12 protein-coding genes and 1 pseudogene are annotated in these 13,236 nt (G+C 62.6%); 12 read left to right on the top strand and 1 reads right to left on the bottom strand.

Going from position 1 to position 13,236, the window contains the following annotated elements:
• Window positions 1–289: 289 nt before the first annotated feature.
• The 10 genes and pseudogenes from H9K75_RS10135 (at window position 290) to H9K75_RS10090 (ending at window position 9,431) form a co-directional block, all read left to right on the top strand.
• Entirely contained in the window at window positions 290–871 is a 582-nt protein-coding gene (locus H9K75_RS10135) for an aminodeoxychorismate/anthranilate synthase component II (protein WP_187725683.1), read from the top strand.
• A gap of 24 nt (window positions 872–895) precedes the next feature.
• Window positions 896–1,927, top strand: coding sequence for an anthranilate phosphoribosyltransferase (gene trpD, locus H9K75_RS10130; protein WP_187725682.1), 1,032 nt, complete (start codon window positions 896–898; stop codon window positions 1,925–1,927).
• 30 nt (window positions 1,928–1,957) lie between these two features.
• Entirely contained in the window at window positions 1,958–2,758 is an 801-nt protein-coding gene (trpC, locus tag H9K75_RS10125; RefSeq protein ID WP_187725681.1) for an indole-3-glycerol phosphate synthase TrpC, read from the top strand.
• 23 nt (window positions 2,759–2,781) lie between these two features.
• A complete protein-coding gene (locus tag H9K75_RS10120; RefSeq protein WP_187725680.1) occupies window positions 2,782–3,480 on the top strand; it encodes a uracil-DNA glycosylase in 699 nt (232 codons plus the stop codon).
• Window positions 3,481–3,542: 62 nt separating this feature from the next.
• The gene (locus H9K75_RS10115) at window positions 3,543–4,178 is read left to right on the top strand and encodes a CDP-alcohol phosphatidyltransferase family protein (RefSeq protein WP_187725679.1); all 636 of its coding nucleotides are present in this window, start codon (window positions 3,543–3,545) and stop codon (window positions 4,176–4,178) included.
• A gap of 52 nt (window positions 4,179–4,230) precedes the next feature.
• A pseudogene (locus tag H9K75_RS10110) lies at window positions 4,231–5,978 on the top strand (bifunctional alpha/beta hydrolase/class I SAM-dependent methyltransferase).
• Window positions 5,978–7,342 carry a phosphatase PAP2/dual specificity phosphatase family protein gene (locus H9K75_RS10105; RefSeq protein WP_187725678.1) on the top strand — a complete coding sequence of 455 codons (1,365 nt, stop codon included), beginning with the start codon at window positions 5,978–5,980 and terminating at the stop codon, window positions 7,340–7,342. The pseudogene H9K75_RS10110 and the gene H9K75_RS10105 overlap by 1 nt, the downstream one beginning before the upstream one ends.
• Window positions 7,339–7,791, top strand: coding sequence for a hypothetical protein (locus tag H9K75_RS10100; protein ID WP_187725677.1), 453 nt, complete (start codon window positions 7,339–7,341; stop codon window positions 7,789–7,791). The genes H9K75_RS10105 and H9K75_RS10100 overlap by 4 nt, the downstream gene beginning before the upstream one ends.
• A 45-nt stretch (window positions 7,792–7,836) precedes the next feature.
• Window positions 7,837–8,490 carry a lysophospholipid acyltransferase family protein gene (locus H9K75_RS10095; protein ID WP_226858636.1) on the top strand — a complete coding sequence of 218 codons (654 nt, stop codon included), beginning with the start codon at window positions 7,837–7,839 and terminating at the stop codon, window positions 8,488–8,490.
• On the top strand, window positions 8,487–9,431 hold the full coding sequence (locus H9K75_RS10090; RefSeq protein WP_187725675.1) for a phosphatidate cytidylyltransferase: 945 nt from the start codon (window positions 8,487–8,489) through the stop codon (window positions 9,429–9,431). Before H9K75_RS10095 ends, H9K75_RS10090 begins: the two co-directional genes overlap by 4 nt.
• A 23-nt stretch (window positions 9,432–9,454) precedes the next feature.
• Here the strand turns inward: H9K75_RS10090 and H9K75_RS10085 are convergent, their stop codons facing one another.
• Entirely contained in the window at window positions 9,455–10,369 is a 915-nt protein-coding gene (locus tag H9K75_RS10085; protein ID WP_187725674.1) for a LysR family transcriptional regulator, read from the bottom strand.
• A 169-nt stretch (window positions 10,370–10,538) separates the two neighbouring features.
• On the opposite strand from H9K75_RS10085, the gene H9K75_RS10080 reads away from it, so the two are divergent.
• Both H9K75_RS10080 and H9K75_RS10075 read left to right on the top strand, forming a co-directional pair.
• Window positions 10,539–11,579 carry a Bug family tripartite tricarboxylate transporter substrate binding protein gene (locus tag H9K75_RS10080; RefSeq protein WP_187725673.1) on the top strand — a complete coding sequence of 347 codons (1,041 nt, stop codon included), beginning with the start codon at window positions 10,539–10,541 and terminating at the stop codon, window positions 11,577–11,579.
• Between the two features lie 13 nt (window positions 11,580–11,592).
• On the top strand, window positions 11,593–13,197 hold the full coding sequence (locus H9K75_RS10075) for a gamma-glutamyltransferase family protein (RefSeq protein WP_187725672.1): 1,605 nt from the start codon (window positions 11,593–11,595) through the stop codon (window positions 13,195–13,197).
• Window positions 13,198–13,236: the final 39 nt, after the last annotated feature.

Genomic DNA, 13,236 nt, shown 5'->3' with positions numbered 1-13,236 from the left:
CCATAGCTCCCCAGCTTCATCGTCGAACTGATGTTTCGCACGCTGCCTCGTCGCGAGGTGAGAGTGCGCTCGTCTTGTCGCTGCGCTCGGCCCAACAAGGTTGGGGCATGCGCGCCCTCAGCATAGTGCGTTGGCGTGCTTCGCGACTGCCCCCAAGCCTTGTTGCCGCCTGGTGCCAGCACTTGTTTGTGCTCTGTCCCAACGCAATCGACCGCCGATGTGTGTAATGAAGTGTGTAATGGCGGTCGTTTGTAATGAAAAAATCAAATAAAATCAAGGACTTATGATAATGAGACTCCTGATGGTGGACAACTACGACAGCTTCACCTACAACATCGTGCAGTACCTCTCGGAGCTGGGCGCCGACGTGCACGTGGTGCGCAACGATGAAGCCACGCTCGATGAAGTGAAGGCGCTCGTCGAACGCGAAGGCATCGCGCGCATCGTGATCTCGCCCGGTCCCTGTTCGCCCAACGAGGCGGGCATTTCGGTCGAAACCATCAAACACTTCGCGGGCAAGCTGCCGGTGCTCGGCGTGTGTCTGGGACATCAGGCCATCGGCGCGGCATTTGGCGGCGACATCATCCGCGCCGTGCAGCAGATGCATGGCAAGACCAGCGTGATCTCGACGGACCAGCAGGGCGTGTTCACCGATCTGCCCAAGGAGTTCACGGTCAACCGTTATCACTCGCTGGTCATCGACCGCAACACCTGTCCCGACGTGCTCGAAGTCACCGCGACGAGCGAGGACGGAGAGATTCAGGGCGTGCGTCACAAGACGCTCGCGGTCGAAGGCGTGCAGTTCCATCCGGAGAGCATCCTGACCGAACACGGCCACGCGATGCTGCGCAATTTTCTTGAGCAACGATGACCGGCCCATAACGAAGCAGACGACATGACCATCACACCTCAGGAAGCGCTACAGCGCACCATCGAACATCGCGAAATCTTCCACGACGAAATGCTGCACCTGATGCGCATGATCATGCGCGGCGAGATGTCGCCCGTGATGACGGCATCCATCATCACCGGCCTGCGCGTGAAGAAGGAAACCATCGGCGAGATCTCGGCCGCCGCCGAGGTGATGCGCGAGTTCTCCAACAAGGTCAACGTGGCGAGCAAGAAGCATCTGGTCGATATCGTCGGCACCGGGGGCGACGGCGCGAACACCTTCAACATTTCCACCTGCTCCACTTTCGTGATTGCCGCTGCTGGAGGCAAGGTCAGCAAGCATGGCGGGCGCAGCGTGAGCAGCAAGTCAGGCAGCGCTGACGTCATGGAAGCGCTGGGCGTGAACATCAACCTCCAGTCCGGCCAGATCGCGCAAAGCATTGACGAAGTGGGCATTGGATTCATGTTCGCGCCCAACCACCATCCCGCGATGAAGAACGTTGCGCCGGTGCGCAAGGAGCTCGGCGTGCGCACGCTCTTCAACATCCTGGGGCCGCTCACCAATCCCGCAAGCGCGCCCAACATCCTGATGGGCGTGTTCCACGAAGACCTCGTCGGCATTCAGGTGCGCGCGTTGCAGCGTCTCGGCGCGGAACACGCGCTCGTGGTCTATGGCCGCGACGGGCTGGACGAGATCAGTCTCGGCGCGGGCACGCTGGTGGGTGAACTCAAGGACGGCGTCGTGCGCGAATATGAGGTGCATCCCGAAGACTTCGGGCTGCGCATGGCTGGCACCCGCGCGTTTCGCGTGGAAACGCCCGAGGAGTCGCGCGCCATGCTGATGGGCGTGCTCAAGGGAGATACCGGCCCGGCGCGCGACATCGTCTGCCTGAATGCCGGCGCGGCGCTGTATGCGGCCAACGTGGCTGGGTCGATTGAAGACGGCCTCAAGCAGGCGCAGGTCGCGCTCGATAGCGGTTCAGCGCTCAAGAAGCTCGATGAGCTGGTGGCCTTCACGCAGAAATTCGCGGCCTGATCGGGTCGCAACGGAGTCAAGAAAGAAAACATGTCCGATATCCTGAAAAAAATCTGCGAAGTCAAAGTCGAGGAAGTCGCCGCAGCCAAGAAGCGCATGTCCTTCGAGGACATGCGACGCGACGCCGAGAGCCGCGTGCTGACGCGCGATTTCGTTGGCGCGCTCAGGGCCAGGATCGCGAAGAACCAGGCCGCCGTGATCGCCGAGGTAAAAAAGGCCAGCCCGAGCAAGGGCGTGATCCGCGAGGAGTTCATTCCCGCCGACATCGCGCAAAGCTACGCCGAAGGCGACGGCAAGGTGAGTGCGGCATGCCTGTCGGTGTTGACCGATCGCCAGTTCTTTCAAGGCGAGCCCGACTTCCTCAAGCAAGCGCGCGCGAGTTGCATGCTGCCGGTGCTGCGCAAGGACTTCATGGTCGATCCCTACCAGATATATGAGTCGCGCGCGATGGGCGCAGACGCCGTGCTGCTGATCGCCGCGTGCCTCGACGATGCGCAGATGACAGAGATGGAAAACATCGCGCGCAGCCTCGACATGGCGGTGCTGGTCGAGGTGCACGACGGCGAGGAACTCGACCGCGCGCTGAAGCTCAAGACGCCGCTGCTCGGCATCAACAACCGCAATCTGCGCACCTTTGAGGTGAGCCTGCAGACCACGCTCGATCTGCAAAAGCGCGTTCCTGACGACAGGTTGCTGGTCACCGAATCGGGCATCCTCACCGCAGACGACGTGAAGACCATGCGCGATGCGGGCATCCATGCATTCCTGGTGGGCGAGGCGTTCATGCGCGCCGATGAACCCGGCGAGGCGCTGGCGAAATTGTTTGCATAGTCCAGCGACGATTGCATCCCATCATGAGCGCGCAACTGATGTCCGCCCGGCCCGCAGACTGGCCCGTCGCGCCAGGCTGGCAAGCCTTGGTGAATGAGTTCTTCACAAGTGCCAAGGGCGAGTCGCTGATCGCCTTCCTGCAATCGAGGATCGACGCGGGCGCGGTGATTTTTCCGCCCTTGCCACTGCGAGCGCTCGAACTCACGCCACCCGAAGACGTGCGTGTGGTGATTCTGGGTCAGGACCCGTACCACGGTCGCGGACAGGCGGAAGGCCTTGCGTTTTCAGTCGCGCCGGGTGTGCGTATGCCGCCGTCGCTGCAGAACATATTCAAGGAAATGCAGCGCGACCTGGGCGTGCCGTTTCCATCGTTTCCCGAGCCGGGTGGAAGTCTGGTGAAGTGGGCGACGCACGGCGTGCTGCTGCTCAACACCTGTCTCACGGTGGAAGAAGGCCAGGCGGCGAGCCACTCCGGCAAGGGCTGGGAGCAGCTGACGGACGCGGTGATCCGCCACGTCGCGCAGGGCGACAAGCCCGTGGTCTTCATGCTGTGGGGCAGCCATGCGCAATCCAAACGCGCATTCATTCCGCAGGATCGTGGGCATCTGGTGCTGATGAGCAATCACCCGTCCCCGTTGTCGGCGCTGCGCCCGCCCGTGCCGTTCATCGGTAACGGACATTTCGGCAAGGCGCGCGAGTTCCGCGAGCAGCACGGTTTCTGACGAACCCCATGCGTAGAATGCGCCGAACGGTCCCGCGAAGCGGGTCATTCGCCGCATTGCACATGCCATCGATCTATCAACTGAAACCCGCTTTTCAAAACCTGCTGAGACCGCTGGTGAACACCCTCCATCGGGCGGGCGTCACGGCCAATCAGGTCACGCTGACGGCGATGTTCGCGTCGGTGATTCTTGCGGGCTTTCTCTACGTTGTTCATGGCGACGGAGTCGCTTCTGCATGGCTGCTGCTGTTTCCCGCGTGGATGCTGGTGCGCATGGCATTCAACGCCGTCGATGGCATGCTCGCGCGCGAGTTCGGTCAGCAGAGCACGCTCGGCGCTTATTACAACGAACTGTGCGATGTGGTGTCCGATACCGCGCTTTACGCGTGCCTCGTGGCCTTTGTTGCGGTCGATCCGTGGCTGTTGTTCAGTGCAGTATTTTTGGCGGGGCTGAGTGAATACGCGGGCGTGATGGCACCGCTCGTCGGGGCCGCGCGACGCTATGACGGTCCCATGGGCAAGAGCGACCGGGCGTTCGCGTTCGGCGTGATCGCCGTGCTGCTGGTGGTGGGGCCGGTACTCGGCGCATCGCCTCAGGTGCTTCATCTTGCCTGTCGCGTTCTGCTGGCGATCATCTGCGTGCTGTTGCTCTGGACCATCGCCCACCGTGTCAGGAATGGAGTCGGTGCGGCGCGTTAAGTCGGTGGGCGACCGGTCAACCGGTCACAACAATATTCACACCGGAGGGTGCATGAGAGTCAATAGTCAGCATCGGTTTGTCAGCCACGATGGCACGGAGCTGTTTTTCCAGCACTGGCATGCCAGCACTCCGCAGGCCGGAAAAAAGGCGATTCTGCTGTTCCATCGCGGCCACGAACATTCGGGGCGCATGGCGCATCTGGTCGATGAACTCGATCTGCCGGAATTTGATTTTTTCGCGTGGGATGCGCGCGGCCATGGCCAGTCTCCGGGCGAGCGTGGCGATGCGCCTTCGTTTTCCGCGTGCGTGCAGGACATTGAGTATTTCACACGCCATCTGCATGACGCATTCGGTATCGCGCCCGAGAACATGGCCATCGTCGCGCAGAGCGTGGGCGCGGTGCTCGCGGCCACCTGGGTGCATGACTACGCGCCGAGGCTCAGAGCGCTGTGCCTGGCCTCGCCAGCCTTCGACATCAAGCTCTATGTACCGTTTGCACGACCCGGGCTCACGCTGTTGCACAAGCTGCGCGGCAATTTCTTCATCACGAGTTATGTAAAGTCCGGCATGCTCACGCATGACAAGCAGCGTGCCGCCGCCTACGACAGCGACCCGCAGATCGCGCGCGCGATTTCGGTGCGCATGCTGCTGGGTCTGTATGAAGCGTCTGACCGCATCGTCGGCAATTCCGAGAGCATCCACGTGCCTACGCAGGTGCTTTCTTCGGGCGCTGATTTCGTGGTGCAAAGAAAGCCGCAGTTCGCGTTCTACCAGCGGCTTCCGCATCCGCTCAAGGAGTTTCACACGCTGCCCGGCTTCTATCACGACACGCTCGGTGAGAAGGATCGCATGATCGCCGTGCGCAAGATCCGCCGCTTCGTCACCCGGTGCTTCAACGAGGCGTATCAGGCCCCGATGTCCTCGATGCCGACAAGATCGGATTGGGTTGCGCGCTCGCGGAAGAATTGAGCACGCCGCTGCCCGCAGGCTCGCTGCGTGATCGCTACTGTAAGATGGCCAAGGCCAACCTCAAATTCGGCAGCCGGTTTTCGACGGGCCTCAAGATCGGCGAGGACACGGGGTATGACTCGGGCAGCACGCTCGATTTTGTCTACCGCAATCGGCCCGAGAGCCAGGGTGTCGTCGGCAATCTGATCGACAGGCAATACCTCCAGGCGATTGGCTGGCGCGGCATTCGCGTGCGCAAGACGCACATCGAGCTGCTGCTGCGCAAGTACGCGCGCAAGCTGAGCGAGGCCAGGCGCCCGGTGCGCATGCTCGACATCGCCTCGGGCCATGGGCGCTACATCCTCGACGCGGTCGCCGCGTTCGCGCAGCGGCCCGCATCGGTGCTGCTGCGCGACTACAGCGACATCAACGTGTCGGCAGGTCAGAAGCTCATCGCGGAGCGTGGACTCTCCGACATCGCGCAATTCGTGCATGGCGATGCGTTCGACACCGCGTCGCTGGCAGCCATCGAGCCGCGCGTGAATTTGGCCGTGGTGTCGGGGCTGTATGAGCTGTTCAACGACAACGATCTGCTGCGCCGCTCGCTTGCTGGCTTGCAGCAGGCGGTGGAGCAGGGCGGCTATCTGGTCTACACCTGCCAGATCTGGCATCCCCAGCAGGAGTTCATTGCGCGTGCGCTGACCTCGCACCGCCAGGGCGATGCCTGGGTGATGCGCATGCGCTCACAGGCCGAGATGGATGCGCTCGTGGAACAGGCGGGGTTTCGCAAGGTCGATCAATGCATCGACGAGTTCGGCATCTTCACCGTGGCCGTGGCGCAGAAACTCTGATGCCGGGCGACAACGAGCTCCTGAAGCGCGAGCCCGGAACGTGGAAGCGCGGCGTGCTGTATCTGCTGTGCCTGGCGCCGTTCTTTTTTCTCACCTACGGGTTTGCGAATCAACACGCATCGGGCCTGAGCGATGTGCCCAGCATCGTCTTTGAGTGGGAAAAGCAGATCCCGCTCTGGCCGTGGACGATTGTTCCCTACTGGTCCATCGACCTGTTCTACGGGCTCTCGCTGTTGCTGTGCTGGAACCGTTTCGAGCTGCGCCAGCAGGCGCTGCGGCTGTTCGCGGCGCAGCTCATCTCGATCACCTGCTTCGTGCTGATTCCGTTGAAGTTCAGCTTTGAGCGGCCACCACTCGACGGTTTCTTCGGCCTGTGGTTCGACGTGCTCATGGGCTTTGACAAACCGTTCAACCAGGCACCTTCGCTGCATATCGTTTTGCTGATCATCCTCTGGGATTTCTACCGTCGGCACGTGAGCGCGGGATGGGTCTGGCTGGTGCATGTCTGGTGTCTGTTGATCGGCGTGTCGGTGCTCACCACATGGCAACACCACTTCATCGATCTTCCCACCGGCCTGCTCGTGGGCGCGCTGTGCATGTGGCTGTTTCCCTTACGCGCAAAGTCGCCATTTCAAGGCGATGGTGAGCAGGCGCGAACCCGCAGACACATGCAAATCGCAGGCGTTTATCTGCTGGGCGCGCTGCTGCTGGTTGCATTCGCTTGGGCGGGCGGTGGCGCATGGCTGTGGCTGTTCTATCCCGCCGTGAGCCTGGTGTGGGTTGCGCTGGCCTACGGGTTGGTGCGCCCGCATTTCTTTCAGAAGCGCCCGGAAGACGGAGCGGTGTCGGTCGCGAGCCGCATCCTGTTTGCGCCCTATTTTGCGGGTGCCTGGCTCAACAGTCGCATATGGACGCGCACCCATGCGCAGGACTCGAGAGTCATCACCGTCGATGGCGTCACGCTGTGGCTTGGCCGCATTCCGTCGGCGGGCGACGTTGCCGCTTATGACGCGATGTTTGATTGCGCTGCGGAATTGCCGCTTTTATTGGGTACGCAATTCTATGCGCGGTATCTTTCGCTCGATCTGGTGCCGTTGCAGGTGAAACAACTTCGTGTGGCGGCGCGGCGGCTGGACGCCATGCTCTGGTCGACCGGTTCAAAAAACGTGCTGGTTTTCTGTGCGCTCGGCTACTCGCGCAGCGCTGCGGTGCTGTGTGGATGGTTGCTGCATCGCGGCGCTGCCGAATCGCCCGAAGCCGCCATGCAGATCGTTCGCGCGGCGAGGCCGTGGGTGGTTTTGCGGCCCGAACAGATCGCGCAGTTGCGGCTCATGCAGGCGCCGACAAGGGAGGTTTCGCGATGACGACGACGGCCATGCATCTCCATGTGCTCTCGCGCCTGCTGCGGCACGCGGATTCGGTCTTGAAATCAGCCTATCTGGCGTTTGCGTTCACACTGCTGGCGTGGTTGCTTGGAAGTGGTGAATCCAAGGTTTGCTACGTGCTGGTCGTGCTCTCGTTGTTGCTGATGGCGGCACAGCACTACGTGGCGATCCGCGTGATGTTCGACGCCGATCTGCTCGCGCAACTGGCGCGCATGATCGATTCGGGCACGAGCGAGCGCGGCGCGTTGCAGGCGCTCGACCAAAGCCTGCTGCATTTCGGCTTGATGCCAGAGGCCAAGCTGGGGCGTGACTGGCAACTGCGGTTTCGCGGCTGTCTGCGGCTGTTCAAGTGTCAGGTGGCGCTGCTCGTGGCGCAGTATGGCGTCATGATGGCCGCGTTGCTGCTGTGCACAATGAGGCCACTTTGAATTGCCGCTGAAGATGATGCGAGTCTTGTTGAATGGATGTTTCCGATGAGTGCGAGTAACAATGTCATCCTGCGCTGGCTGGGCCGTGGCGTCGCGTTTCTCACGCGCAGCAGCGCGCGCTTGCTGACGGGCGCGCGCAGCATCTGGTGGGGCAGCAAACCATCGACCGCGCAGCGCATCTATTTTGCGAACCACAACAGCCACATCGACTTCATTTTGTTGTGGGCATCGTTGCCGCGCTTCATGCGCCAGAACACGCGGCCCATTGCGGCGTCCGATTACTGGCTCAAGGATGGCGTGCGACGCTTTCTCATTCAGGACACCTTCAACGGCGTCACGATCAACCGCAATCGCGAGGGGCAGTCCGATCCGTTGCAACCCGTGAAAGATGCGCTCACCAATGGCTTTTCGATCATCTTCTTTCCCGAAGGCACGCGCAATCTTGAGGACGATGTGGACCTGCTTGAGTTCAAGAGCGGCCTGTTCTATCTGAAGGAGGCGTTTCCCGACGTCGAGCTGGTGCCGGTGTGGATCTCCAACCTGCGGCGCGTCATGCCCAAGGGCGCGCTGATTCCGGTTCCCCTGCTCTCGACGGTGACCTTCGGTGCGCCGCTCGAACGCAAGGAGGGCTGTCCCAAAGCGGAGTATCTGCAATACGCGGCGACCGAACTGCTCAAGCTCAAGGAGGTGCAGGAATGACCCCGGCCTACGCATCGCAGACCTATCTGCTGTTCGGCATTCTCGCGGCGATCCTGGTGTTTGCCTCCACCGTCGGCTGGGTGCTCAAGCGCCGAAGCGGCCCGATGCCGTCGCCCGTGATCGTCAACCTGAATTCGCGCATCAATGCCTGGTGGGTGATGATGAGCCTGATCGGCGTGGCCATCGTGCTCGGCAAGGGTGCGTTCATCGTGCTGTTCGCGTTCATTTCGCTGTTTGCGCTGCGCGAGTTCATCAGCCTGCTGCCCACGCGGCGCGGCGACTATTTCTCGCTGTTGATCGCGTTCTATTTCGTGATTCCGTACCAGTATTTCCTGATCTATTCGGACTGGTACGGCATGTACTCGATCTTCATTCCGCTCTACGTCTTCCTGCTGCTTCCGATTGCGGGGTTGAAGCAGGAGGACACCAAGCATTTTCTCGAACGCAGCGCCAAGATCCAGTGGGGGCTGATGGTCTCGGTGTATTGCATCTCGTATGTGCCCGCACTGGTCACACTCAACCTCGCAGGTTTTCAAGGCGACAGGATCTGGCCTGCGATGTGGCTGATCTTTGTGGTGCAGGCGTCCGACGTGCTCCAGTACGTCTGCGGCAAGCTGTTTGGTCGGCACAGGATCGCGCCGGTGCTCTCGCCTTCCAAGACCGTGGAAGGGCTGATCGGCGGCATCGTGCTCGCGTCTGGTCTGGGCGTGCTGCTCTCATGGATGACGCCATTCACGCATTGGCAGGCGGCGATCATCGGCTTCGTTGCCTGCCTGTTCGGATTCTTCGGCGGGCTGGTGATGTCGGCCATCAAGCGTGATCGCGGCGTGAAGGACTGGGGCCAGCTGATTCAGGGCCATGGCGGCATGCTCGACCGCATCGACTCGATCTGCTTTTCCGCTCCGATCTTCTTTCACATGCTGCGGTTCTGGTGGAGCTGAACGCGCGCGATGGCCTGCGAGCGTCAATCGCCATGTTCAAGCCGCTGAACCAGTAGCTCCAGCCAGGCCTTTGCAGCAGGTTGCAACGTGCGCCCTGCCAGCGTTTGCACCTCGATGTCACGCAGGTCCATGCCCGCGTCCGAGATCGGCCTGGCGATCAGTTCACCGCTCGCGACCAGATGGCGCACGCTGACTTCGCTCGACACACTGACGCCGCCGCTGTATTGCACGTACTTGAGCAGCGTCTGCGCGTGGTTGCTGACGAGCACCGGATCAAGCGCCAGTTCCTGCCGCGCGCAGGCCATGTCCACGACCTGGCGCACGGCTGTTTCTGCGGGTGGCAACGCGAGCGGATAGCGCGTGAGTTCGGCCAGCGAGACCCGGCGTCTGCGCGCGAGCGGATGATCCGGCGGAAGAATCGCGACGACCGGTGCGTTCTGACGATGCACCACGTGGATGTCCTTGACCGGTGCGAGGCTGAAGCACAACCCGATGTCGGCATCGCCCGACAGCAGCCTGCCCGAGACCTGCGCGGTCGGGCACATCAGCACCTCGAAGCGCACGCCGGGGTAGTCCTGCTGAAACTGCGCGCACACGCTCGGCACGAGTTCATTCGCGAACGCATCGGAGGTGGCGATACGCACACCGCCGGCGCCGAGCGTGGCGAGTGCCTGAATCGCTTCCACGGCCTGCGTGGCTTCGAGGCTGATGCGCCGCGCATGTTGCGCGAGAATTTCTCCGGCGGCCGTCGGCACCATGCCGCGCGCATGGCGCTCGAACAGCGGCGCGCCGAGTTGCGCCTCAAGACTCGCGATCTGGCGGCTGATGGCCGACATGGCCACGTGCAGCCGCTGCGACGCGAGGCTGACCGAGCCGCACTGGACCACTTCGAGAAAGTAGCGCAGCGCGGTGTCCTGCAGTTGATTGGCGACCGTCATGCGAGTCTCGCGGTTGGAAGTGTTGCGTTGCCGGTTTGGTCAGGGCCATTGTGAAGCATTGCCAATCGGGTAAAGGTCGTTTGCTGAATTTCTGATGGTCGTGGGCACACGCGCTGCATAAGATAGACCTTCTTGTCTCTTTCTTTTCCCCATCGACGCGAGGGCAACCATGAACCAGATTGACGCTGCCAGGAATCATGATCGAAGCGCGCTTGCGCTGCTTCCGGGGCGCAGGGCCGTGATCGGCGCGTTGCTGCTCGCGGGCCTGTGCACCGGCACGCTGGCCCATGCGGATGCCGCGACTGATGCGTGGCCGAACAAGCCGGTGCGCCTGGTGGTTCCCTTTCCCGCAAGCGGTGCCACCGACCTGATTTCGCGCGTGATCGCTCAGCGCGTGTCGCAGGAACTCGGCCAGCAGTTCGTCGTCGACAACAAGCCCGGCGCAGGCGGCACGATTGGCGCGGCGGAAGCGGTCAAGGCGGCGCCCGATGGCTATACGCTGCTGTTCACGACGAGCAGCACGCATGCGATCTCGCCGCACCTCATGCCGCGTCTGTCGTACAAGGTCGATCAGGATTTCACACCGATTGCGCACATGGCCGACGCCGCGAGCGTGCTGCTGGTGACGCCATCGCTGCCCGTCAAGAACGTGCAGGAGCTGATTGCCTATGCCAAGGCCAATCCGGGCAGGCTCAACTATGCGAGCAGCGGCAACGGCACCATCGTGCATCTGAACGCGCTCGAATTCGCGGCGCGCGCAGGCGTGAAGCTCACGCACGTGCCGTACAAGGGCACGGCCCAATCGATCACCGATCTCGCGGCCGGGCAGGTGCATCTGCTGTTCGATTCGATTCCCACGGGCATGCCGCACGTGGCCAGTGGTCGCCTCAAGGCGCTGGCCGTCACCAGCCTGCAGCGCAGCGCGCTCGCGCCCGATTTGCCGACGATTGCCGAATCCGGTCTGCCGGGTTATTCATCGGTGACCTGGTTCGGCGTCTACGGCCCTGCGGGCATGAAGCCGGAACTGGTCGCCAAGGTGAATGCGGCCTTCAACAAGGCTGTGCAGAACCCCGAGGTGGCAAGTGCGCTCGCCAAGCTCGGCGCGGAACCTGCGAAGGCCGGCACACCTGCGCAGTTCCAGGCGATGGTGAAGGCCGATGGCGCACGCTGGGCCAGGATCATCAAGGACAACAACATCACGCTCGACTGAGGAGGCAAACGACATGACTACCACCATCAAGGACTGGGCGCTGCCCTATGCCTCGCATCGTTCCTCGGTGCTGAGCCGCAACGTGGTCAGCACCTCGCAGCCGCTGGCCGCGCAGGCCGGTCTGCGCATGCTGCTCGCGGGCGGCAATGCGGTGGATGCCGCCATCGCCGCGGCGATGACGCTGACCGTTGTCGAGCCTTCGGGCTGCGGCATTGGCAGTGACGGATTCGCAATCCTGTGGGACGGCAAGGAGCTGCATGGCCTGAACGCCTCGGGCCGCTCGCCCGCAGCATGGACGCCCGAGTATTTCAGGCGGTTTGGCGGCATTCCCGAAAAGGGCTGGAACGCGGTGACGGTGCCGGGCGCGGTGTCCGCGTGGGTGGAACTCTCGCGCCGCTTCGGCAAGCTGCCTCTTGAGCAGGTGGCGCAACCGGCAATCGACTATGCGCGCAACGGCTTTCCGGTCTCGCCCGTGATCGCCACGCTGTGGGAACTGGCCGCGCAAAAGCTCGGTGCAGAGCCCGGCTTTGCCGAGTGCTTCATGCCCAATGGGCACGCCCTGCGCGCCGGAGAAATTTTCAAGAGCGAGGCGCATGCGCGCACACTCGAGTTGATCGCGCGCACCAGGGGCGAGGCGTTCTATCGCGGCGAATTGGCCGAGAAAATGGCCGCGCACTCTCAAGCCAACGGCGGCGTGATGACCGTCGATGATCTGGCCGCGCACAAGGCCGATTGGGTGGGCACGGTGTCGCAGAAGTTTGGCGATTCGGTGATCCATGAAATTCCGCCGAATGGTCAGGGCATCGCTGCGCTGATGGCGCTCGGCATGCTCGACGAGCTGGGCATCGGCGCTCAGCCGCTGGACAGCGCGGACACGGTGCATCTACAGATCGAGGCGATGAAGCTCGCGCTGGCCGATCTGCACGAATACAACGCCGACATGGACTACATGCGCGTGAAGCCGCAGGAGGAACTGCTCGATCGCGGCTATCTGCGTGAACGCGCCAGCCTCATCGATCTGAAGCAGGCCGGTGACCCGGACTACGGCGCGCCCCGGCGCGGCGGCACGGTCTACCTCGCAGCCGCGGACGAAAGCGGCATGATGGTCTCGTTCATCCAGTCCAACTACATGGGCTTCGGCTCCGGCGTGGTCGTGCCGGGCACGGGCATCAGCCTGCAGAACCGCGGCTGCGGCTTCACCACGCAAACTGGTCACGCCAATGAAGTGGGGCCGAACAAGCGTCCCTCGCACACCATCATTCCCGCGTTCGCCATGCATGCCGACGGCACGCCGCAGATGGCATTTGGCGTGATGGGTGGGCCGATGCAGTCGCAAGGCCATCTGCAGATGGCGCTTCGCGTGCTGCGCTATGGCCAGAACCCGCAGGCCGCGGCCGATGCGCCGCGCTGGCGCGTCACCGGTGGCAAGCAGGTCGCCGTCGAGCCCGCATTCGACACCCATGTGCTTGCCGAGCTGCGCGCGCGTGGCCACGAGATTACCGTGGAAGAAGGAAACGGTGTGTTCGCGTTCGGTGGTGCGCAGTTGATCCTGCGGGATGGCGATTGCTATGTCGCGGGCTCCGATCCGCGCAAGGATGGCATGGCCGTGGGCTTCTGAGGCCGCTGCGGGCCCGGTGTTTCGTAGGTCTTGGCCGAT

This window comes from Diaphorobacter aerolatus (assembly GCF_014489535.1).
Lineage (GTDB): Bacteria > Pseudomonadota > Gammaproteobacteria > Burkholderiales > Burkholderiaceae_C > Diaphorobacter_A > Diaphorobacter_A aerolatus.
Note: the sequence above shows the minus strand (reverse complement) of the source record. Positions and strands in the feature narration are given on the sequence as shown.